The organism is Cryobacterium sp. Y62, assembly GCF_002929785.1.
In the GTDB taxonomy this organism is placed as follows: Bacteria; Actinomycetota; Actinomycetes; order Actinomycetales; family Microbacteriaceae; genus Cryobacterium.
Genome location: NZ_PJJK01000089.1, coordinates 11834 through 33887, shown reverse-complemented (window position 1 = coordinate 33887; position 22054 = coordinate 11834). Strand labels below are relative to the sequence as shown.

Here is a 22054-nt window from a genome sequence, read left to right as displayed (position 1 = left end):
CTGCCCCCCTCCCCGTTATGACTCCCCCTCCATGTTTGGCGCCCTAATCGACGACGAAGAGCACGAGCGCTGACGCCTACCGGGATTCGAAGTGGGTCATCTGATAGGAATTCTTCGACGACTCTCCGGACGCCAGAAAGCACCTTGGCTCCCGGTCCAGACCGCCGGCAGTCTCACAGCTCAATGGCGGCGGCCCAGCAACGAAAACACCAACGGACTACTGCGCCAGTACTTTCCCAAAGACCCAACCTTGCACGATGGGACGCTGATGAACTCGACGCCGTTGCCGTGACACTCAACGACCGACCGCGCAAAATCCTTGGCTGGAGAACCCCCACCGAGGTGTGGGCAGAGCATTTATCATTGACCGAACAAGCCGGTGTTGGTTCGACCAGTTGAATTCGTCTTGTGAGCTTCGGTCTGAGTGAAATATGGCACCGTTCTTGTCGAAGTGGCCGTGGTCACGGGCCATTTCCAAGGCGTCGATGATCAGGGTCGTGCGGATATGGCTGGCCGTCGACCAGTCCACCATCATCCGTGTGCACAGGTCGATTACGGTCGCCAGATACAGCCACCCCGAGCTGGTGCGCAGGTACGTGATGTCCCCGCAAAACCGCGTTCCAGGGGTTGCAGAGGTGAAATCGCGCGTTCCGTCCTTGTCGAGCATGTGGTTCTGAATGTGTGCGGTTCGGGCGTCCGGACCAATTGTCGTGGTCTTCTTCCACGCCCGCATTCTCACGGCCCGCAAGCCGCGACTGTTGAAGATACCCGACAGTGACGCAGGCGATGCTGACGCCCTCTTGTCCCAGGATCGTGGTGATCTGATCCCCGCCCGCCATGCCCTTTTCACGCGTGTAGACGTGCACCACGTGCGCGTCCATCTCGTCGTGGTGGACCTGCCTCGGGGTGGGCTTCACGGGGATGAGCCAGCGTTAGGACAAGGCCCGGGAGACTTTCAATTTGCGCCACATCCAGTCGAGGGGGAACGAGGTCTTCTCCGCCAAGATGAACGCAAAATAGTCGTTCATCGTTGCTTCGCGGCGAAGAAGGCGCTGACTTTTCCCCGGAATTCGATCTCCCTCTCAAGCTCAGCATTCTCAGCTTGTAAAGCCTTGTATTTGGCCCACTCGACCGGGCCCAGTTCGGCAGCACCGCCAGCAGCCTCGGGATGTGCCTCTTTTCAGACGCGAACCCAGTTGCTCAGCGTTCCCTCGACGACCCCGATCTCGGGCGCCACTTGAACGATCGGCCGGCCCGATGAAATCACCAGCTCGACGGCCTCGACCCGGAACCCGGCGCTGGACTTGCGACGATTAGTCATGAAACAGATACTCCTAACGCCTGTCTCAATTCACCATACGGGCGCAATATGCGTCGTCAAGATCCGAGGCGAAGGTGTGGGCCCTTCCGCCGTGGCGGTTTACATCCACCAGACCGGGCAAGATCAGGGATATCCGCTTGATTGGGCTATTGATTCCGACAGGTAGGTCAACGGCCGGGCCGCACCAGCGAATACGTCCGCCGTTCAGCCAGACTGCGCCATCCTCGATGACGTCCTCACCAAACCGTCCGATGATGAGGCGGCCCCTCAAGGCACGAACGGTGTTTCGGGGAACACCGTTCGTGAATCAGCTTGCATCAGGCGTAGTCGTGGACGGGGTTCCTTCGTTTTCGTCGTCGCGACCGAGGGTACGGAGGTTCCAGCGGCGGATAACGAAGCGGAACAGTACGTAATAGATGGCTGCGTAGATCAGCCCGATCGGTATCAGCCACAACGGTTTCTCGGCAATGCCGAAGTTCAACAGGTAATCGATCGCTCCCGCCGAAAAGCCGAAACCGTGATGAATGTCGAGGATGTTCACCACCAGGAACGACGTGCCCGTCAGAATGGCGTGGATGACGTATAGCGGCCACGCGACGAACATGAAGGAAAACTCGAGCGGTTCGGTGATGCCAGTAAGGAAGGCCGTCAGACCGGTAGAGAGCATGACACCACCCACGATCTTGCGCTGAGAGGGCCTTGCTTCCTGCCAAATCGCCAGGGCAGCTGCGGGCAGGGCAAACATCATGATGGGGAAGAATCCGGTCATGAAAACGCCCGCGGTGGGATCTCCCGCGAAGAACCGGTTCAGGTCTCCATTAGTGCCCCCGTAGTCACCGATGATGAACCAGACGATCGAGTTCAAGATATGGTGCAGTCCGAGGGGAATGAGTAGCCGGTTGAGAGTGCCGTAGACACCGCTACCAATCACTGTGTTCTCCGCAACGGCGTTACCCACGCTGGTCAGACCGCGGTCGAAGATCGGGTAGATCAGTGCCATAACGACGCCGATGACGATGCCGGCGAGAGCCGTCAGAATCGGTACCAGGCGCCGGCCGGCGAAGAAGCCCAGCCAGTCTGGGAGCTGAGTGCGATGGAAACGCTGCCACAACAACGCTGTGATGAGGCCCATGATGATGCCCGCTAGGACGCCGTAGTTGATGACGGGCTCTTCGCCACCGTCTGGCGCAGCACCGAGGACAAGCGGTGCCATAACCTCGAACACGTTGATCAGGACCAAGTACCCGACGGCGGCGGCAAGCGCGGTTGAGCCGTCGCCTTTGCGGGCAAACCCGAAGGCAATGCCGATGGCAAAGAGCAATGGAAGGTTCTCGAATAACGCCCCGCCCGCTGCGCCGATCACCTGGGCAGCCGTAGACAGGGACTCAAGCCGACCCAGCAGGTCATCTTGACCGAGCCGTAGCAGAAGGGCTGCGGCCGGAAGTGCAGCGATGGGCAGCATGAGACTGCGTCCGAAACGCTGTAGGTTCTGCAGCGCCTTGCCGGTGCCCTTGGCCTTGCCCGAGTCGGGTGCGATTGATGCGCCGGCATCCTCAGGCTTGCCGGTGTTTTCCGTTGACATGGTGTTTCCCATCTCGAAAAGGTGCAGTGCTTGTGTGGACCGAACGGACTCTGTACGGTCGAACTAGCTGGTTATAACCAGTGGCTGTAATCACTGTGAGGGCTGAACGGGGTTGTTGTCAACCGGACAGGCTCTCCGAGCTCGAGCAGAAAAGATACGACACAGCGACAAACCACTCAAACGAAGTGAGGAGCAGAACATGTCCAAAGCAGAAATCATCCTGGCAGCGCTGGGCGGGGCGAGTAACGTGAAAGAGATTGAAGGGTGCATCACGCGTTTGCGTACCGAAGTAGTGGACTCCGCACGGGTCGATCAAACAGCCCTGAAAGCTGCCGGTGCCCACGGCGTGATGGTAGTGGGCACTCTCGTGCAAGTAGTTGTCGGGCCCGAGGCTGAAAACCTGGCTGAGGACATCCAGGACCTGATGTGAGTACTGCGACGCAGAACGGTGCTATTTACGTGGTCTCGCCTTTGCCCGGTCGGGTGATCGCGGCAGCAGACATACCGGATCCGGTTTTCGCCAAGGGATTGGTGGGCGAGGGAGTTGCTGTCGTGCCGGACAGTGATGCCGGCGTGCTCACCGCCGTCGCGCCGATGACCGGTCGGGTGGTCAAAGTGATGCCGCACGCCTACATCGTCCAGCACGCGTCCGGACCAGCCGTCTTAGTCCATGTCGGGATCGACACGGTCCACCTCAAAGGCGAAGGCTTGACCGTGCACGTCCAAAAGGGTGACCAGGTGGAAGCCGGCGATCGCATGATCAGCGTTGATATCGCATTGATACGCTCAAAAAACCTCAGCCCGTGCTGCCCTGTCGTGGTCTTGGACACCAAACCGGGCGCTGTACTCACTGACAGCATCGGATCGCGGATTGAAGCAGGTGAACTTCTCTTCGAACTGGTAAGGAGTTGAGCCGATGGGAACACACAATGAGGTCAAACATATCTGGGTGCGCCGGCAACTACAAGAACTGGTGGCGGCCGGCCTGCGACCAGGAGACGCTCTAGCAGGTGAACGGCAACTGGAGGAACAATTCGGGGTCTCGCGCATTACAATACGTCGCGCAATTTCCGACCTCGTGCATGACGGAGCCTTGGTACGAGTCAGAGGAAAAGGAACGTTTGTTTCCCACGGAATAGTCCGCTCTACCTTGCACCTCGCCTCGTTCAACGAAGATATGAGGGCCGCTGGGTTTGAGCCCAGCACCCGCATTATTTCCGCCACCATGACAACTCCTCCAGAGGCAGCTGCCGAACATCTGGGATTGACTCCAGAAAGCAAAGCCCACCACATTCACAGATTGCGCCTGGGCGATGGCGCACCAGTCAGCGTGGACGAATCGTGGCTACCTATCCGGATGCTACCCAATTTGCTGTCAGAAAACCTCAACGGATCTTTATACCAGATCCTTTCCGTCAGCGGGCACCCTGTCCAACGCGTAGAACAAACAGTCGAAGCCGCTCCGGCGTCGGAAACAACCGCTGCACTACTGGACATCGAAGCAGGCGCCCCTGTTCTGCTCTTCCGTCGCCGCTCCTTCACTGGACCCGGCATGCCCATCGAATATTCAATCTCCACTTACCGCGCAGACCGATATCAAATATCCATGCACTTGGAGGCTCCAGTACAAGCGCAGTAATTCTGAAACAATCGTGTATCCTCTGATGCGCCGACGTCTCTGTAGACCGACAGGTTTGGCCTCTCAGGATCCGCAAAAAATTGCCGCAAGTCGACGGTTCGCGCACCAATGTCTGGGTGATGGCTCCAATGATTTCCACGGCATCGGAGGCGGATCACTCCGTACACCCATACGCCGGAGCGGAACTGAACACATCTGGTGTCATAGTGGAGTTGTCCTGCGCCGACCCGAAAACTCGTAGCGTGTTATGTATTTCGTTTCGCGAGCTGACCCCTCAGATGCCTGTTTGGCATGGCAACGATTGGTCAGCGGCGGCGCCACGGCTTTGGTACCGACGCGGGCCCGGGCCGCCGTCATGTTGAGAGTCGTATTTCGATCCATCGGGCGACGGCGAAAAGTCGTTGTTCCTGTCTGGGCTTTCCAATAAGTTGCAGCCCTAGGGGCATGCCTTTGCTATCCCGGAGCCCCGGAATGGTGACGACGGGCAGACCAAGCGCCTGCCATGGCCGACTAAGAACCGGATTCCCAGTAGCTGCAATTCCGAACGGTGCAGCGCCCAGAGCCGCCGGGCCCAGAATTGCGTCACATTCTTCTAGCCTCGAAAATACGTAGCTGCGGGCGGTCGCGATCGACGCTCGAGCCGCGTTGTAGTCGTCGTCCGTGACGGCGAGGCCGACTGCGAACAAATCAATGAGGGGGGCACTCAACAAATGAAGCTGTTCTCGGTCTGCGCTGCGTTCCCGGCAGGCCTCGTAAGCCATCACTGTCGACTGAGCCCCGGTCAACATCTGTATCAGCGGGTCTTCCTCCAGGTCGAATACCGTCGCACCATCGCGGCTGAGCCTCGTCATCGCAGCGGACACGGCTGAAATCATGTCCGTCTCGATCTCACCTAAGCAACTCCCCTCCCAGTGCATCAGACGCGGTGGCTGGGCGAGGTCCTCGTCCGAACGAGAGGCCCCGGTGAGTGCCGACCAAGCACAGCAAAGGTCTGCGACCGTGGAAGCGAGTAATCCCAGAGAATCAAGAGATGGGCTCAGGCCGGTGATTCCTTTCATAGAGAATTCGCCGGTTGAGGTGGTGAATCCTGCAATACCGCAGAATGCGGCTGGGCGGGTGATTGATCCGGCCGTCTGGGTTCCGAATGCCAATGGCACCATGCCCGCGGCTACAGCGGCAGCTGATCCGCTGGAAGACCCGCCGGGGGTATGCTCCAAATTCCACGGGTTGCGCGTGGGTCCTGGCGCGAAGTATCCGAATTCAGTCGTAACCGTCTTCCCTAGAACGATTCCGCTCGAGCTACGCAACGACGTGATGCAGTCGGCATCCGTCGTGCTAATGGTGCCATCGCGAACAACGCTGCCACACCCTGTGCGTTGCCCGGTAACGTCGATGATGTCTTTGATCCCAACGGGAACGCCCCATAACGCGCCGCGACGGTCGATTTTCTCCTGATTGGCAGCCTGACGCCGCGCGCCATCGGCATCAATGGAAACCCATGCCTTAATGTACGGTTCGGCTTGCGCAATTCGTTCGAGAGATTGTTCAATGATCTGCGTCGGTGTGAGGCGGTCTTCGGCGAGGTCGAAAATTAGCTCCCGCAAGGAACTCGGCTGGGTGTGAGTTCCCCGCTGCATCACGGCGTCCTTTCCTTAGACATGCAACAAGCAGAACCTAATCACGTCCCGCCGGGTGGCGTTTCCCGACACCGTGCACGTCATTAATTTGATTATGGAGCAGCGATCTCTGGACCGAAAATCTCCTCCTAGAAGGCTACGGCAGTCAGAACCTCGGCGGCATCCCTGGTTCCAGGCTGCGGTGGCACCTGGCACGGCCTCGAGTTCGCGCATGGAGGTTTCGGAGAGGGCGGTCGGCGGCTGTCACTTGTTGTGTCGTCGGACTGTGATATAGACACATTTTCGAGGCTAATTTCAGTAAGAGGACCACATCATATTTCTCGTTGCGCTGTCATAGTGTGGACATATCTTCGGTCTCCGAAGTTCAGACAGATCCAAAGCAAAGGCGCTTGCATCCCATGCACGATACAGAATCGTTCCAGCAGTTATGGGCTAACGCGGTCACGGAGCACAGCCAGCGCGTATTCCTGGTTTTCAACGACTCGAGCGGCGAACCCACCTCGTGGACATATGAAGAATTCGATGATCTCGTCGCCCACACGACGGCGACGCTGGTGAATCTTGGCGTGAAGCACGGTGATCCCATCCATCTGGCGCTTCGCAACTGTCCAGCATTTATCCTGCTCTGGCTGGCGGCGACACGGCTCGGCGCGTGGATCGTTCCCGTCGACCCCGCGTCGACGGCTCGGGACATTGCGTCTCAAATTCGCAGGACCAAGCCAAAAGTTGGGTTTTTTGCAGCAGGAAGGCGGGAGGTATATCTTGCGGGGGCGGGCCGACAACTGGAATCAGTCGTTGAGCTCACGGAGACAGTAGGGGACGCGTTGCCTGGGTCACCTTTGCTAGTCCTGAACACCTTGCCCGGCGATCTTATGTTCGATGCCGTCGAACCCATGGATCGTCTTGCCGTGATGTTTACTTCAGGCACAACGGCAGAACCCAAAGGGGTAATGCTCACGCAGCGCAATTACTTTGGGCTCGCACAGTCAATGGCTGAAATTATCGCGTTAAAGCCGGGGCATCGATGGCTGGTTACCCTTCCTATGTTCCACGGGAACAGCCAGTTCTACTGCTTCGCTCCGGCAATCGCAGTCGGAGCGAGTATTGCACTCACCTCGACTTTCAGTGCATCGCGCTGGTTCTCGCAGGCGGCGGATCTAGCCGCAACCCACGCGAGCCTGTTCGCCGCTCCGATCCGGATGATCCTCGCACGACGACCAACGGATGCGCCGCATTTGCAGTTGCAACACGTCTGGTTTGCGCAGAGTCTCGGTGAAGATCACTACCGAGAGTTCGCAGGGTTCGTGGGTTGCCAGCCGCGGCAGCTCTATGGCATGACTGAAACTACCGCTATCGTCACCGCCGACCTCGCCGTACAGCCGAGATCAGACGTTATCGGCAATCCAATCCTTGGCCGTCGGCTCGAACTGCTCGACCCGGCGACCGGCCAGCGCGTCTCGGAGGGACTACCTGGCATCATGACTCTGCAGGGCGCCCCGGGAGTTGATGTATTCGCCGGCTATCTCGACGACCCAATCACGACCGCTCGCAGCTTTTCAACGCGGAACGGGGAGACGTGGTTCAGCACGGGAGATCTCGCCCGACGGGATCGAGACGGCACACTGCGATTTGTCGGCAGGGTCGACGACGTCATCAAGGTCTCTGGTGAGAACGTCAGCCTCACGGAAATAGAGGCGGTGATTGCCCAAGCGCCCGGCGTGCTTGAAGCCGCAGTCCTTGCACGGCCAGATCCGATTCGTGATCAAGTACCCATAGCGTTCGTCGTGCCGCGCGATCGCAACCGGCCGCCGATGCAAGAACAACTATCGAAGTGGGCGGAACTCAACTTACCGCCTCAGAGTCGCCCCCGTGAATGGACCATCATCGAGGAGCTGCCACGAACGAGCGTCGGCAAAATCCGCCGGTTTCAACTCTCGGTCGAACTGAACGCTAAAGAAACCACGCCAGCATGAGCAACGCTCCCACTACCCAGGGTCAGAATCTCGACGTCGAGTTACTGACCCGCCTGGCCGATGGTGCCACCACCGCCGAACTGCGCGGGTACGCCAGCAGTTCCGGTATCAACCCGGTTGACAGTGATCTCATTGCGGCTGCTGTTACAGTGCGCACTCGAATCGATGAGTTGGAGGAACGGGAACGGGCTTTGCTTCGTTTGGCCGACTCGGTACGTGACATTGCCGGCCTCGATGCCGTCGATGGTGTGTTGCAGTCGATCGTCTCGCGTAGTCGGCGGCTGCTCATGGCCGACGTCGCCTATTTCCTCACCTTCGATCAGAGCACGGGGGTGGCGTTGATGCATGTGTCGGACGGCATTATCAGTGAGGCATTCAACCGCCTCTCGGTTGATCCGGGGCAAGGTATCTCAGGGTATATCGCTTCGACCCTGCGGCCCAGCTGGACCCACGACTATATCGCCGACGAAAGGTACACCCACACCGGCACGATTGACTCGGCCACCATTGAAGAGGGACTTCGCGCGATCCTTGGCGTTCCGATAGTGCATACGGGCCGCATAGTGGGTTTGCTGCTGGCTGGCGACCGGCATCCCCACGACTACCGGCCACAAGACGTCGAGCTGCTTCTTTCACTGGCACAACATGCTGGTGTGATAATCGACAACGCCACAGTGCACGCCCAAGACCAGCAGACCGTCGAGAACCTCGAAGCGGCCTTGGAAGCGCTGCGCGCCAGTGAACACACATCGCAGACAATTCTGGAATTACAGGACCGACTCATGACGCTGCTCATGAACCGCGGCTCGTTGCACGACCTAGCCATGCTGACCCAATCGGCCGTGGGCGGAACCGTTGTTCTGTGTGACGAGCGCCAGCGTGAAATGGCCCGCGCTGGGCAATCGGATGCGATGGCCTCGGCCACTGATTGGAACGCCCAGCCCCTGTCCACGAGCACGATCACGCTCGGCTACGTGCTGCACCGGCCGGACGAGGTCATCTCGTGCAAACGAGATGAGAGCCAGATTCGGCAAATCCTGGCACGGGCGGCATCGGTCGGCTCACTCCTACTCGAATCGGTTCTGGCCAGCCTCAATACCTCGCGGGAATCAGCCTCCAACCTGGTCGGCGAGCTGCTCCGGGATCCGCGCAGCGACCGCGCTACCGTGCTGCGCGGCACGTTCCCCGTTGACCTCGACAAATTGGACACTGTACTCGTCGCCTTAGCAAGTGACGTCTCCAGTAAATTCGAGGTGCTCAGGGCTGCCCTGCGCATCGCAGAACAGCTAGGGGGGTTGTCCTGCGAGGTGCAGGACGAGATACTGCTGTGGCTGCCGGGGGGCAATCCTCGGCAATCCGCCGAGCAAACGGCCGCGGCGCTGTCCGCTGCGGTGGAAAGTCCCGTGACTGTTGGTGCAAGCCGCAGGATCGCAACAGTGCAGACGCTCGAAGCCGCTGTGCACGATGCCCATAACACGGTGCGAGCCCTGGTAGCCCTCGGCCGGGACGGGCAAGGGGCTGACAGCTCGGGAGTCGCCCCCTTCCCCACAATTCTTGCGACCAGCTCGCCAGACGACCTCGAACAGTTCATCAGGGACATTCTCGGAGAACTCCTCGATTACGACAGCGCACATACGACCGAACTATTGCGAACGTTGGAGGCCGTGTACCGGCACTCCTCCAACGTTGTAGCAGCAGCTGAGGTGCTCTATTTACATCCCAACACTGTCCACCAACGGCTTATCCGGATCGATCAGATCACCGGAACGAACTGGCGCGATACCGACGTCGCGATTCAGCGTCAACTGGCGCTGACAATCAACACTCTCCGGGCGCCCCGCACCCCATCTCACACTAAGGATTGACGCAATGACGCTCTCATCTGAAGTAATATCGCCCACGACCCTGCACCGCCGCAGAGCATTCGTCGGCGCGACCACCGGGCACCTGATCGAGTGGTACGACTACGGAATCTACGGGTTCCTGGCCGTATATATCGGGCAGGCATTCTTTGTTTCCGATGACCCTATGACAAGTCTGCTCAGCAGCTTCGCCGTTTTCGCGCTGAGCTTCTTCATCCGACCGCTCGGCGGTCTATTTTTCGGGCCAATGGCCGATAAACTTGGCCGTCGCAAAACGCTGGTGACGGTACTCATTCTGATGGCCGGCTCGACATTCCTACTTGGAGCCCTGCCCACCTACGACGCCATCGGGGTTGCGGCGCCCATACTGCTCGTGCTGGTGCGTTGCCTACAAGGCTTCTCCGCGGGCGGCGAGATCGGCACTATCACCGCCTTCATCTCGGAGTACGCCGGTCCCGGTCGTCGCGGATTCTCAACCAGCTGGCTCATGGTGACTGCAGTTCTGGGCTTGGTTCTCGGCGGCCTAGTCGCGAACGGCATGAGTTTTCTTGCGGGACCAGAGGTCATGCAGGACTGGGGCTGGCGCATTCCGTTCCTGCTCGCCGGGCCGATCGGACTCATCTCGCTCTACATCCGCTTGAAACTCGAGGACAGCCCAGAATTTCGCTCATTGCAGGCGGTCGGCAAAACGTCGAAGAACCCCCTTCGTGAAGTGTTCTACTGGAAGCGCTCTCTGGCGCTCATCTTCTTCATCATCACCCTCCACAGCTCGATTTTCTACCTGGTCCTCGTCTACGCATCGACCTTCATGTCGACCCTTCTAAAATTCAACACCGGAACTGTTCTGCTTTATGTGTTCCTCGCCAGCCTGCTCTCAGCGGTCGTCATGCCTTTCGGCGGCATGTTCACCGACAAGTTCGGTCGCAAGCCATTCCTGTTAACCATCGCGATACTGTCAGCAGCGGCTCTGTTCTGGTTCTTCCAAGCAGCCCCAGGAGCCACCTCCTCCAGTTTCATCTGGCCACTAATCACCACCGCAATACTGTTTGGCCTCTACGCCTCCTCGACCTACGCCACGATGAGCGAGCTGCTACCAACCCGTGTCCGGTCCACCGGGATCGCGTTGGCCTACAACGTCCCCGTCGCGGTCTTCGGTGGCAGTGCTCCGATGATTGCCACGTGGCTGATCGCCCGGACCGGGGATATCACCTCGCCTTGGTACTTCTTCGTTGGCACCGCCGTCGCCTCGATCATCGCGCTGCTCGTGCTGCGCCCGAGCGACTTCACTGCACGGCAATCGACACCGTCGGTCGCGGAAAAACTGGCAGAAACCGAGGAAGTGCGCGTATGAGCCTCACAGATGAGTTCGGCAAGGACGTCCTGCTGACCGGATGGGCGCACTCCCGCTTCGGCAAGCTCGTCGATGACACCCTAGAATCACTCATCGTCCACGTAACGACGGAGGCGATTGCACATGCCGGAATCGAGGCGCGCGATGTGGACGAGATTTATCTCGGTCAGTTCAACGCGGGGATGCAACCGCTCGCGTTTGCATCCTCGCTCGCACTGCAAGCATCCGCCGACCTTGCGAACGTGCCGGCGACACGGGTCGAGAATGCCTGTTCGTCGGGCTCCGCCGCGTTTCAGCAGGGGGTGAAAGCATTGCTCGCCGGCACGGCCAAGACGGTGCTTGTTATCGGGGCCGAGAAGATGACCGGCGTCGGAGCTCAAACGGTCGGTGCCGCCCTCCTCGGTGCCGACTACGACATGGCCGGCAAAGTGTCACGCACGGGGTTTGCCGGGTTGTTCGCCACCGTCGCCGACGCATACGAACGCCGATACGGCCCGGTTGGTAATCCGATGGGAACGATTGCCGCGAAGAACCATCACAACGGAATGTCGAACCCTTATGCCCACCTGCACAAGGACCTGAGCGAGGCATTCTGCCAGACCGTTTCCGAGCAGAACCCCCTCGTTGCCGGCTCATTGCGGCGAAGTGACTGCTCACCGGTGTCAGATGGCGCCGCGGCCGTCGTGATCAGCACGAGAGGAACAGTCAATGCCGCCACCCCCGGAGTTCGACTCACCGGGTTTGGCCACGCAAACGACTTCTTACCCAGCACGAAACGGGACCCCCTGGAATTTGCTGGCACCACCGTCGCCTGGCAGCGCGCCCTACAGATGGCTGGCGTTGGATTGAACGACTTGTCGTTTGCCGAGGTACATGATTGTTTCACTATCGCCGAGCTGTTGGCGTACGAGGCAATTGGCCTCACTCAACGAGGTGACGGACGCCGCGCCCTTGACAAAGGCTGGGTGTTTCGCGACGGCAAACTACCGATCAACGTGTCCGGTGGGCTGAAGTCAAAAGGACATCCCGTCGGGGCGACGGGCGTGTCGCAGCACGTGATCTCGGCCATGCAGCTCACCGGAACGGCCGGGGCGATGCAACTGCCCAACGCACGACGGGCAGCAATTCACAATATGGGAGGCCTGGCCGTCGCCAACTACGTCAGTGTGCTGGAAGCCATGTAGATCGCGGGTTCAGGCGAATCGATGCCGATTTCGGGGGTGATGGGCGTGGCTGCCGGGCTCGCGTAACCCGAGGAAGACCTGTTCGCGGCCGGCCTCGGTCAGGGCGTCGTGTTGGGCTTCGGGGTGCGGGTCTCGGGTGGAGACCCGGCCGTATCCAATTCGCATATCGGCAACGTATCACCAACCCGGTAGCACGTTACAGAGGCGAGTACACGGCAAGCATTACGAATCCAGCCTCATATTTCCGCGACCTACTGATCCTGCCCCAAAGTGTCTTGCGAACGATCGTTACCGAACGCCACACGCCACAAACCTTAACGTCGGATATTCGACTAATTCACAAGCCACCCCTCGTTCCCCGACCGATTCACGTACCGGATTCGGTACGCCCCGCATGTGCTGGAGTTTGCCGAACCCGAAGTGAACGGGCCCTGGCGCGACCTGGTCAATCGAGTCAAGGCCACCAACGGAAGAAGGTAGCTGCCCAAACTCGTGCGGTCACATTGTGGGTCTAATTTGTTCAACTCGCGGTTGCTAAGGAACAACGCGAGTACGACCTGCGCCAGGCGCTGCGAGAGCGTTAGGACATCCGCGAGGCTACACGCGCGATGTTCACACGCCGCAGCACCGGCGACACTGAACGGCAATCTCCGCGTCGGCCGCCGAGGTCGGCGAGGGGTCAGCCGATGCGGATGAGTTTCTTGTTCACAAACTCGCTGGCACCGAAGCGTCCGAGTTCGCGTCCGAAGCCGCTTCTTTTCACCCCGCCGAATGGCAGCTCTGCGCTGTCTGCGCCGACGAGGTTGACGTAGACCATACCGGCCTCGATGCGGTCGGCGACCCGCAGTGCCTGCTCGGGATCGGTCGTAAACAGGTAGGAACCGAGCCCGAACGGAGTGGCGTTCGCAAGGGTGACGGCGTCATCTTCTGAGGCTGCCCGGTAGACGGATGCTACGGGGCCGAAGAGCTCCTCGTGGTATGCGTCGTTGTCTGGCGTGATATCGGTGAGCACGGCAGACGGGTAGAAGGCGCCAGAGCGTTTGCCGGTGGCCGCCAGGGTCCCTCCCTGTGCGACGGCGCGCTCGACCTGCTCCTCGAGATGCTCGGCCGCACCGAGAGAAGAGAGCGGGCCGTAGTCTGCACCCTCGACGGTCGGGTCGCTGGGAGAGCTTGCCAAGATGGCGGCGGTGAACTTCTCCGTGAACTCGTTATAAAGCTCATCGATCACGATGAATCGCTTAGCCGCGTCGCAAGCCTGCCCGCTATTGCGGCGGAGGCGACCTTCGACGGCGGCAGCCACTGTGGCATCCATGTCGTCGGTGCTGAGCAGGATGAACGGGTCTGACCCACCCAGTTCCAAGACGACCTTCTTGAGGTGGCGACCGGCCACCTCGGCAACGGCCGCGCCGGCGCCCTCCGAACCGGTGAGGGACACGCCCTGCACCCGCGGGTCGGCGATGATCGTGGCGACCTGCTCGCTGTCCGCGTACACATTGGTATAGGCGCCAGCCGGGAAGCCTGCGTCGTGAAAGATTTGCTCAATCGCCGCGGCCGACTCCGGGCACTGCGACGCATGCTTGAGGATGATCGTGTTGCCGTTCATGAGGTTCGGTGCGGCGAAGCGTGCAACCTGGTAATACGGAAAGTTCCATGGCATGACCCCAATCAGCACACCGAAAGAGTTGGAGCGCACGAAGGCGGAACCCTCGCCGCTGAGAAGGGTGATTGGTTCATCCTTCAGAAACTCCTGCGCGTTGTCGGCGTAGTAACGGTAGATGTCGGCGGAGTAGTCGATCTCGCCGAGCGCTTGGTCGACGGGCTTTCCCATCTCGCGCACGATGATAGCCGCCAGCTCGTCGCGGCGCTCCTCATGCAAATCGCCAACCCTGCGCAGGAGTGCGGCCCTGTCGGTTGAAGAGTTGCGTGACCAGCCTCGGTATGCCTGATCAGCCGATGCGATGACCTGCTCGAGTTCATCATCCGAAATCTGCGGGTACGTCTTGATGGTCTCGCCTGTGGCGGGGTTGATGACGGCGTAGTGGCTCACGAGCCACCTCCTTTTCTCACGGTAGAATTACTGTTCCGAAAATTGTCACGTAATACGAGCCAATCATGTTCGCGGGAATTGTCAAGGCAAATGAGGCCAGCGGGAGTTTCGTCGCGGGGTAGTCCGCTTACTCCGCTGGGATGATCAGCGGGCTGGTTTGTGAATTCGTCGATTATCCGGCGCGAGGTCGTGTGGCGTTCGGTAACAATTTTTTTGCACTGCTTTGACGCTGCGCCTGAGGATGCCCGGCCAACGTGGCGAAGCTAAGCTGACGCCGTAGAAGGTGACTGCGGCATCGATGCGCAGTGCTGCTGCTGCCGCCCACACTGCGAGGGTCCCTCCCATAGAGAACCCCATTATCGCTACTTTCTGTGCTCCCTGGGCGCGAATCCAGGCCTGCGCGCTCTCGATGTCACAGGTGAGCCCTTCCGTCGTGAGGGTGTCGTGGTATCGGCGGGCTTGATTGAACTTCCCATCGGTGACGACGGGGTCTTCAATGCGGTGGTAGAGGTGTGGCGCTGCCGTGATAACGTCGCGCCCGCTCGGCGAAACGAGTGCGGGATGATGTCCATGCCCTCCAGGCCAGCATTCCGAAGTATCGCCCGGAAGGTGCACCGAACGTTGTAGGGCGTGAGCGGAGTGCCGACCCGTGAGTAGAACAGCAGGTGCCCTGTGTCCTCGGGATCGAGCAACGCCATGCGCTGATGAATTACGTCCGCGGCGAACTGCGGCACGCCAAGGACCCGATTCGACTCGTGCGTCTTTGGATGCTCTTGCCGCTGCACACCGACGCCACTGTTCACGACGAGCCTGCCGCTGACGGCCTGATTCTGGTCAGTTTATGGGTTTATAGTTAATTTCTGGTCACGTTGAATCGCCAGATAGCGGATCGTCACGATACCGGAAAGGCAGCCCTAGTCGGCGACCGGCTGAGTATTTGAGGGTTGGGGCCGTCCAATATGGGCGCAACAAATCTTCTGATCAAGGATAAAAAAAGCGGGCTGTTCCTAGAACTCACGGGCGGCGGAATCCCTGGGCGGATTTTGGGCGCTTTCACGCACATCCCCGGCGCTCCGTCAAATAGTCCTCTACCGGCCGAGCAACGTGCCCGACTCGTCGACCGATTCCCCTGTAATCGTGAACTACTCAGTGACACCCACGAATAGGAGCGCGAGCTCGTCGAGTTCGACGTCCCAGCCCTCTCGGTTCTGCTCAAGACGTTCGCGACGGTAGCGAGTGCCGCCGGGGAGTGTGTCGAAGCCCGATTCGATCACCGTGACATCCGTCCCGGAACCAGCATCGGTGATGGTGAAGCGCACGTGCGTCGAGTACTCGTCGAGCTGTTCGGCAGGGATTCCCGACCAACGGAAGCCGAACGAGCCTTCGGGCACGACCTCGGTGATTTCGATCGGAAAGCTGCCGTAGTCATCCCAGTCGATGCTCCCAGTAGCACCGGGCTCGAGCGCGGCGAACCCCACACCGTCGCCAAACCACTTGACCATCACCTCGGGCTCGGTCAGCGCCTTCCAGACGTGCGCGCGAGAGGCTTCGATGTGCACGGTGCGGGTCACGGTGTGCCCCTTGATTCTTGCGTGATCAGACACGGAGTTTCCTTCACGTTCAAGCCGAGCGCGACGGGACAGTGCCCGCCCCGCGGCACGTCAACATGTTCTGCAAACGCACCTCATCGAGCGTACCCGTGATTGCGAGGGACAACGCATTACAGGTCGGTCCTTGGGAGTCCGGAGCGCATGAACGCCTCACGAGCTCAATCAGTCGCCTCCGCCTAGTCCAGCACCGGCATTCGAACGGACCCGGTTTGCTCGGTCCTTTCGTCGCCATCAATTACGAGAGCGCCCGTCGATGAACCGATTGCTCTACCACGTCGCGAGATTCGAGTGAAGTCGCGATGTGCAGGCCCGCGATGCGGACGGCGGACCGAGCATCCGCTTTGGTCAACCTGCTCGTGGGCAAGCGCTCAATGCGGTGGTCACCGATTCGCTGTTGCGAAGACCCGCTCACGGTCATGAACCGAGCAGCAGGACTCGCCGCCGGAACCGGTCTGGGCGCGGGCGGCGTCGACAGCGGCGAATTCTGGGAAGCCAAAACCTGCAACGGCCCTGCAATCGTTTCTGCACGCCGCAGCGCTCGACCGCTGCCCGCCCGCCGAACTGTTTCGGTGGACTCTCGATCCGGTCGCCGCCCATGACGCAGTCTCCATCTTGCTGAGCAATCCCGCCGTTGCCACCGGTTGGGGCGACGCGCTCCGGGCCATGCTCGAGGCCGACCCACATACATACATACATACATACATACATACATACATACATACATACATACATACATACATACATACATACATACATACATACATACATACATACATACATACATACATACATACATACATACATACATACATACATACATACATACATACATACATACATACATACATACATACATACATACATACATACATACATACATACATACATACATACATACATACATACATACATACATACATACATACATACATACATACATACATACATACATACATACATACATACATACATACATACATACATACATACATACATACATACATACATACATACATACATACATACATACATACATACATACATACATACATACATACATACATACATACATACATACATACATACATACATACATACATACATACATACATACATACATACATACATACATACATACATACATACATACATACATACATACATACATACATACATACGCGAGTCCATCTGGCAAGGGGTCTCCCTGTCGCTAGATGCCCTGGCCGACCCGCGAGTGTTAGATGCCGTTTCACCACCGGAAGGCGAGGAGTTCGCCCCCGAAGGGTTCTTGCGCAGCACCGGCACCCTGCTCGCGACCGGCGCCGGCTCGAACAACTCGGCCGCAGTCGTATCGGCGTTCGTCGAAGACCTCGTCGAGACCACCCGCCGCATCGCCGCCCGAAGCGCGGGTGCCAGACTCGACCCGCCCTTGCTGCTCGCGCTCGACTAGATCGGCAACCTCGCGCCACTCCCCTCGCTCCCCACTCTCATGACAGAGGGCAGCGGTACAGGCATCACCACCGTGTCCGTGCTGCAGTCTCTCGCGCAGGCGCGCACGATGTGGAGCGACAACCCCGCTGGCACCATCTGGAACTCCTCCATCGTCAAGATCGTGGTCGGCGGCGGGTCCAACTCCCGGGACCTGCACGACCTCTCCACCCTCATTGGAGACCGCGATGAGGCCACCGATTCGACCAAGATCGGCGACCGAGGCTCACGGTCTTCGCAGCGCTCCATCCGCCGCGTGCCAATCATGCCACCCGACACCATCCGCATCCTGCCCTTCGGCACCGGCCTCATCATGCTCCGAGCGGCGGCGCCCATCATCGCGAGCCGGCAGTTGTGGACCGCCCAGCCCGATACAAAGGAGTTGTGGGCAAACCGCGAGGAAATCGTGGGGTTGATGCGGGCTCCGACTCGGAGCCCGCTGACGACGGTGCATGCCAAGGAGCCGGAGTGACGGCCAATGCGGCGGTCGGTCGTTCCGCAGAGGATACGGCGCCCTCCTTCGTGCGGTCTCGAGAGCGGATGCTGTCAGCAACGGTGACCTGCATCATCCGCTCAAGGCCTTGGACGATCGCACCTCTCGGCAGGTGCACGGCATGGAGCGCGCGGTGCACCTCTTTATGAGTGCGGATCACGATGATCCGCCCGAGTCACAGGAGGTTCAGTCCCATGGCACTTCACACCCAGCAATCGCTGTCCGGTTTCATCGCCTCAGGCCCGCAACAATCGGTCACCGAGAACGGCGACGCCCGGTTCTACGTGCGCGGCGGCCAGCCACACTTCCGTCACGAAGCCACGGGCAGCTTCACTGTGCTTGAACCGACGTTTCACGACCGCGTCGCATACCGCGCTACTGCCGAACGGGCTCTTACCCGATTCGCTAAAGGTGACAGCCTTGTCGCCGAAGGATACGTGCGCACCTTCAAGGTCGAGCGCGATGGCGAAGCCATCCAACGCGAAGAGTTCGCCGCCAAGAAGATCGGCCACCATCTCGCCCGCACCAACTACCAGGTCGACCGAGCCCATCACTCGACACCGGGCAGCGAACAGGATGCTACGTCAACGCGGACTGGAATCAAGCACGAGACGGAAGCGGCTCTCTCCGGCACGGGATGGTGAAACACCGATGGCAGAGTCTCTGGTCGAGTGTGCTTCCGGCGATCAAGATGACGCGATCGGAGCGAGCCCATTGGACGTCCTCCAGCCATGCTTCCGCGAGCAGCAGAAATGGTGAGCTCGCGGTGAGCGAGTCGCCGCTGCCGCTGGCTCTCAGGCGGGCCGCTAGTTCTGCCTTGAGCGATGCCTGCGCAGCGTTACGACTCGGGCCGGTCGCCGTCACCGTCCGCGTTTGACCATCCCAGTCGCGGAAGCGAGTAATCGCGCGGAAGATCCCCGGGCCGACCTGTTGAATCGTGATGGCACCGAACGTGCTGACTGGCAGTCGGGGTCGCCCGGCCATCATCGTTTGGCATCGTGGTCGACGAAGGGAGTCTCTGGCTCGTGGAGCCCGTCGAGCCAGCGCACCACGTCGGAAACGCGGAAGCGGATCTCCCGGCCCACTCGAATGCCCGAGGGACCACGTCCGTCTGTATGCAGGTCGTAGATCGCCTGCGTCTGCACGCCGAGGTACTCGGCGAGCTCGCCTGTCGTTAGAACCGGCTCGATGCTGAGCCCGAAGTGTCGTTCGGTGTCCATAACGCGTAGGTAATCGAGGTCATTCCAGATGACTCGAACCGGTTCGTGCACCTTCTCTACGAGCGGCCGGAGATGACCGATTTTTTTGAATAAAGGGCCAATAAATGGATACTGCATCAAGTCTTGCCCTTTCGGTACAGACAAGAAGCCCTGATCAGATCGAATTTACAGTAGGGCGGCCGGGACTTGAACCCGGGACCGACGGATTATGAGTCCGCTGCTCTAACCAGCTGAGCTACCGCCCCAAAAAGCGCGACCAAATAGTCACGCCAGAATTACGTGACTATTCCGGCAGATGCGCCGAGGCCCCGTTGGTGACCAAATTGTTCACCGGCTCCCCACGATACAGGCATTCGAATGTGATCAACGTTCGCTTGATGTCGTGCGCGGCAATGAGCTTGAGCGACTCACGTTTGAGCGCCTCCAGCTGCTCCGGTGGCGCCGTGAGCACGAGGGTGAGTTTATCGGCGAGATCTTGCGCATCGCTCGGCTTGAACAGGTACCCGTTCGCCTGGTCGTGCACGAGGTGTGGCAACGCCATAGCATCAGCCGCGACGATCGGCAATCCGGAGGCCATGGCCTCCATAGTGGCAATGCTCTGCAGCTCAGCGATCGACGGCATCGCGAAAACCGTCGCCCGCGAGTACGCCGCGCGCAGCTCCTCATCCGTCACGTAGCCAGCAAACGTGACCCGTGAGCGGATGCCGAGGGTGTCAGCCAGGTGCTCCAGGTTGCGTTTCTGGTCTCCTCCGCCGACAATTTCGACCTGCACATCGAGGTCGGGATTTAACTTTGCCACGGCTTTCAGCAGCACGTCGATCTGCTTCTCGCCGGTGACCCGCCCCACAAACAGAATGCGGTTCTCCGTGCGTGAATCAAAGTTCGGCGAGTAGTTATCGGCGTTAATGCCGCAGGAGATGGCGTGGATACCGGTCAGTCCGGTGTACTTCTCCAGGAACTGTGCGGCCCGCCGGGTGGGCGTGGTCACCGCTGAGGCACGTCCGAACGTGCGCCGGGCCGCTCGCCAGGCTGCCTTGATCACGCGATCTTGAAAACCCAACGGAACCAGGGAAAATTTCACCATGTTCTCGGGCATGAAATGGTTCGTACCAACCAAACGAATTCCCCGCTTCGCCGCCTCGATCGACACGCCACGCCCGACGTTGATGTGTGATTGAAAATGCACGACGTCGGGGCGGTAGGCATCGAGAATGCGACGGCTCTGGCCGCGAATCAGCCACGGCAGCGCGAACCGCAGCCAGTCGTGCGGGTACCAGCGCCAGCTGTGCAGGCGGTGCACCACCATGGACTGACCCTCGTGCATCTCTGTCCAGCTGCCGTGCTTGCGTGATGCAGCGGGAGCCATGATCTGCACCTCGTGGCCCCGTTCCACCAGACCAGCGGCGAGCCGCTCAGCGAAACGTGCAGCACCGTTGACGTCGGGAGCAAACGTGTCCGCGGCGATGAGCACCCGAATCGGCGGTTTTTTCGCCGAAGCATTCGAGCCACGCTGTGGCGTAACACCCGGAGTCGGGCTGCTCTGCAAGTCGGTCACATCTGACAAGTGGAGTGGTCCCTACGTTGGTTGGCCAGGAACATCGTCCGGCAGAAATTCTCGGGCGCGCTCGGTCGTTGACACGGCGTACACGACCCTATTCTAAACCGAGCACCGAGAGACGCGCCCGCACCGTAGAACACCAAAATTCTTCCGTTTCAGCGATCCAACTGGGGATGATACCGGGCGAGCAGAAAGACACCCCAAATGGCGATGGCGCCCGCCACGACGAAGGCGACAGCCGCTGCCGGTGGTGCCTGACTGGCTTCGCCGAGCACAATGATGCCGATTCCCACCGCAACTAGGGGATCGACGACGGTCAGCCCCGCGATGACGAGATCCGGCGGCCCGGAGGCATAGGCGTTCTGCACGAAATAGGCCCCGAGCCCGGCGGCGAGCAGCAACCCAAGCACACAAGTCAAGGTCAGCCACTCGAAATTTCCGTTCTGGGTGCGGTTGATGACGACCTTGGCGAGAGTCGCGACAAATCCGTACAGCACTCCGGCACCGAGAATATAGAAGACTGCCTGCGACCGGTGACGTCGAAAACCGAACGCCAACGCGAAGACCAGCAGGACGACTGCGAGCACGACGAGAATCGTGGTCAAATTGCGATCGGTGACCGGTTTGTCTATGGCGGTGAACGCAGCAACGGTCACAAACAGCCCGACACCCCCCACGCACATCGAGATCGCTATGATGCTTGCTCGGTTGAGGCTGACCCGGCTGACCCGGGCATTGAGAATTGCCGTGATCACGAGGGCAACAGCACCGAGCGGCTGCACGACGATGATGGGCGCAAACGCGAGGCTCGTGAGCTGAAACACGATCGCCAGGCCGAGCATGAGCGATCCGAACACCCAGGAAGGTCTCGAAAGCAGCAGCGTCAACTGGCGAACGGTCAGCCCACCCGTGACCTCATTGGTGTGCGCTTCGACCTTGGTGACCCCACGATGTTGAAACTGGGCACCGAGGGAGAGAAAGACCGCGCCGACTAGGGCCAGCGGAATTCCGATGGCCTGCCTGGGATCAATAGCGATTTCAGTCGCCAGATCGGTTAGGTCAGAAGTCACTTCATGACCCTATCCACAA

General features: G+C 59.6%; 20 protein-coding genes, 1 tRNA gene and 3 pseudogenes. 12 read left to right on the top strand and 12 right to left on the bottom strand.

Going from position 1 to position 22054, the window contains the following annotated elements; all coding sequences use genetic code 11:
- Window positions 1-184 precede the first annotated feature (184 nt).
- A pseudogene (locus CXY71_RS21820) lies at window positions 185-399 on the top strand (transposase); the annotation flags it as partial.
- On the opposite strand, the gene CXY71_RS04985 reads toward CXY71_RS21820, so the two are convergent.
- The 3 genes from CXY71_RS04985 to CXY71_RS04975 form a co-directional block, all read right to left on the bottom strand.
- Window positions 296-739, bottom strand: coding sequence for a DDE-type integrase/transposase/recombinase (locus tag CXY71_RS04985; RefSeq protein WP_158252981.1), 444 nt, complete (start codon window positions 737-739; stop codon window positions 296-298). The pseudogene CXY71_RS21820 and the gene CXY71_RS04985 sit on opposite strands and share 104 nt — an antisense overlap.
- Before the next feature lie 441 nt (window positions 740-1180).
- Window positions 1181-1321 carry a transposase gene (locus CXY71_RS04980; protein ID WP_104134573.1) on the bottom strand — a complete coding sequence of 47 codons (141 nt, stop codon included), beginning with the start codon at window positions 1319-1321 and terminating at the stop codon, window positions 1181-1183.
- A gap of 307 nt (window positions 1322-1628) precedes the next feature.
- Complete coding sequence (locus CXY71_RS04975; protein ID WP_104134582.1) at window positions 1629-2903, bottom strand: PTS transporter subunit EIIC; 1275 nt, start codon at window positions 2901-2903, stop codon at window positions 1629-1631.
- A gap of 154 nt (window positions 2904-3057) precedes the next feature.
- On the opposite strand from CXY71_RS04975, the gene CXY71_RS04970 reads away from it, so the two are divergent.
- The 3 genes from CXY71_RS04970 to CXY71_RS22425 are packed head-to-tail and all read left to right on the top strand — an operon-like array spanning window position 3058 to window position 4542.
- The gene (locus CXY71_RS04970) at window positions 3058-3333 is read left to right on the top strand and encodes a glucose PTS transporter subunit EIIB (RefSeq protein ID WP_255412619.1); all 276 of its coding nucleotides are present in this window, start codon (window positions 3058-3060) and stop codon (window positions 3331-3333) included.
- On the top strand, window positions 3330-3815 hold the full coding sequence (locus CXY71_RS04965) for a PTS glucose transporter subunit IIA (protein ID WP_104134571.1): 486 nt from the start codon (window positions 3330-3332) through the stop codon (window positions 3813-3815). The genes CXY71_RS04970 and CXY71_RS04965 overlap by 4 nt, the downstream gene beginning before the upstream one ends.
- A gap of 4 nt (window positions 3816-3819) precedes the next feature.
- Window positions 3820-4542 carry a GntR family transcriptional regulator gene (locus CXY71_RS22425; RefSeq protein ID WP_104134570.1) on the top strand — a complete coding sequence of 241 codons (723 nt, stop codon included), beginning with the start codon at window positions 3820-3822 and terminating at the stop codon, window positions 4540-4542.
- Window positions 4543-4895: 353 nt separating this feature from the next.
- On the opposite strand, the gene CXY71_RS04955 is transcribed toward CXY71_RS22425, so the two are convergent.
- Window positions 4896-6179 (bottom strand): amidase, encoded by a 1284-nt coding sequence (locus tag CXY71_RS04955; RefSeq protein WP_104134569.1) that lies wholly within the window; start codon window positions 6177-6179, stop codon window positions 4896-4898.
- A gap of 398 nt (window positions 6180-6577) precedes the next feature.
- On the opposite strand from CXY71_RS04955, the gene CXY71_RS04950 reads away from it, so the two are divergent.
- From CXY71_RS04950 to CXY71_RS04935, 4 genes are read left to right on the top strand one after another with little or no spacing between them, the layout of a single operon-like run.
- Window positions 6578-8152, top strand: coding sequence for a class I adenylate-forming enzyme family protein (locus CXY71_RS04950; protein ID WP_104134568.1), 1575 nt, complete (start codon window positions 6578-6580; stop codon window positions 8150-8152).
- Window positions 8149-10017, top strand: coding sequence for a GAF domain-containing protein (locus CXY71_RS04945; RefSeq protein WP_104134567.1), 1869 nt, complete (start codon window positions 8149-8151; stop codon window positions 10015-10017). The genes CXY71_RS04950 and CXY71_RS04945 overlap by 4 nt, the downstream gene beginning before the upstream one ends.
- A gap of 4 nt (window positions 10018-10021) precedes the next feature.
- Complete coding sequence (locus CXY71_RS04940; protein ID WP_104134566.1) at window positions 10022-11365, top strand: MFS transporter; 1344 nt, start codon at window positions 10022-10024, stop codon at window positions 11363-11365.
- Window positions 11362-12549, top strand: coding sequence for an acetyl-CoA acetyltransferase (locus CXY71_RS04935; protein WP_104134565.1), 1188 nt, complete (start codon window positions 11362-11364; stop codon window positions 12547-12549). Before CXY71_RS04940 ends, CXY71_RS04935 begins: the two co-directional genes overlap by 4 nt.
- A gap of 9 nt (window positions 12550-12558) precedes the next feature.
- Here CXY71_RS04935 and CXY71_RS21805 read toward each other — a convergent pair whose 3' ends face one another.
- From CXY71_RS21805 to CXY71_RS22565, 3 genes are all read right to left on the bottom strand, one after another.
- Window positions 12559-12714, bottom strand: coding sequence for a hypothetical protein (locus tag CXY71_RS21805; protein WP_233198072.1), 156 nt, complete (start codon window positions 12712-12714; stop codon window positions 12559-12561).
- A gap of 514 nt (window positions 12715-13228) precedes the next feature.
- Window positions 13229-14596: an NAD-dependent succinate-semialdehyde dehydrogenase gene (locus CXY71_RS04920; RefSeq protein WP_104134564.1), complete on the bottom strand. Its 1368-nt coding sequence runs from the start codon at window positions 14594-14596 to the stop codon at window positions 13229-13231.
- 144 nt (window positions 14597-14740) lie between these two features.
- A complete protein-coding gene (locus CXY71_RS22565; protein ID WP_104134563.1) occupies window positions 14741-15211 on the bottom strand; it encodes a dienelactone hydrolase family protein in 471 nt (156 codons plus the stop codon).
- 89 nt (window positions 15212-15300) lie between these two features.
- Between CXY71_RS22565 and CXY71_RS20960 the strand changes: the two genes are divergently transcribed.
- On the top strand, window positions 15301-15453 hold the full coding sequence (locus CXY71_RS20960; RefSeq protein ID WP_158253982.1) for a hypothetical protein: 153 nt from the start codon (window positions 15301-15303) through the stop codon (window positions 15451-15453).
- Between the two features lie 285 nt (window positions 15454-15738).
- Here the strand turns inward: CXY71_RS20960 and CXY71_RS04910 are convergent, their stop codons facing one another.
- Window positions 15739-16200 (bottom strand): SRPBCC domain-containing protein, encoded by a 462-nt coding sequence (locus tag CXY71_RS04910; RefSeq protein ID WP_146071576.1) that lies wholly within the window; start codon window positions 16198-16200, stop codon window positions 15739-15741.
- A gap of 377 nt (window positions 16201-16577) precedes the next feature.
- Between CXY71_RS04910 and CXY71_RS21800 the strand changes: the two are divergent.
- The 3 genes and pseudogenes from CXY71_RS21800 to CXY71_RS04890 all read left to right on the top strand — a co-directional run.
- A pseudogene (locus CXY71_RS21800) lies at window positions 16578-16893 on the top strand (type VI secretion protein); the annotation flags it as partial.
- Window positions 16894-17383: 490 nt separating this feature from the next.
- Window positions 17384-18166, top strand: a pseudogene (locus tag CXY71_RS21795) (type IV secretory system conjugative DNA transfer family protein); the annotation flags it as partial.
- 215 nt (window positions 18167-18381) lie between these two features.
- The gene (locus CXY71_RS04890; protein WP_104134561.1) at window positions 18382-18831 is read left to right on the top strand and encodes a single-stranded DNA-binding protein; all 450 of its coding nucleotides are present in this window, start codon (window positions 18382-18384) and stop codon (window positions 18829-18831) included.
- A gap of 339 nt (window positions 18832-19170) precedes the next feature.
- Here CXY71_RS04890 and CXY71_RS04885 read toward each other — a convergent pair whose 3' ends face one another.
- The 4 genes from CXY71_RS04885 to CXY71_RS04870 all read right to left on the bottom strand — a co-directional run bounded on the left by CXY71_RS04885 (window position 19171) and on the right by CXY71_RS04870 (window position 22035).
- The gene (locus CXY71_RS04885) at window positions 19171-19458 is read right to left on the bottom strand and encodes an AlpA family transcriptional regulator (protein ID WP_199184214.1); all 288 of its coding nucleotides are present in this window, start codon (window positions 19456-19458) and stop codon (window positions 19171-19173) included.
- A 120-nt stretch (window positions 19459-19578) separates the two neighbouring features.
- Window positions 19579-19652 (bottom strand) — tRNA-Ile (locus CXY71_RS04880).
- Window positions 19653-19690: 38 nt separating this feature from the next.
- Window positions 19691-20872 (bottom strand): glycosyltransferase, encoded by a 1182-nt coding sequence (locus CXY71_RS04875; protein ID WP_104134580.1) that lies wholly within the window; start codon window positions 20870-20872, stop codon window positions 19691-19693.
- Between the two features lie 248 nt (window positions 20873-21120).
- Window positions 21121-22035 (bottom strand): DMT family transporter, encoded by a 915-nt coding sequence (locus tag CXY71_RS04870; protein WP_104134560.1) that lies wholly within the window; start codon window positions 22033-22035, stop codon window positions 21121-21123.
- Between the last annotated feature and the right edge of the window lie 19 nt (window positions 22036-22054).